The following is a 370-nucleotide window of genomic DNA, read 5'->3' on the forward strand; positions in this document are numbered from 1 at the left end:
CAACTTTACCGTTAGCAGTTAGTGGAATAGCTTCCATCATCACAAATCCTGAAGGAACCATATGGCTTGGTAGTTCCACCTTGAGATAATCTCTCCACTCACCTACATTCCCATCACCCACGACATATGCCACCAATCGTTTAGCACCCGGCTGATCCTCACGAACAATTACAACAGCCTCTTTTACGGATGCATGCGCGTTTAAAGCAGATTCAATTTCCCCGAGCTCAATTCGGAAACCACGGATTTTCACCTGGTGATCAATCCGTCCAAGATACTCCAGATTTCCATCTGGCAAGTATCTCGCTAAGTCTCCTGTCCGATATAATCGCGCTCCCGGGTCACTACTGAATGGATGAGGAATGAAACG

The 370-nt window shown here is 46.8% G+C and carries 1 protein-coding gene; it reads right to left on the minus strand.

Annotated features, from left to right (window positions below; translation table 11 throughout):
- Positions 1 to 370: AMP-binding enzyme (locus tag JDS96_RS30810; RefSeq protein WP_199669131.1), on the minus strand; the 370-nt coding region annotated here is incomplete at both ends.

This window comes from Bacillus cereus group sp. N21, from assembly GCF_016483395.1.
Lineage (GTDB): Bacteria > Bacillota > Bacilli > Bacillales > Bacillaceae_G > Bacillus_A > Bacillus_A pseudomycoides.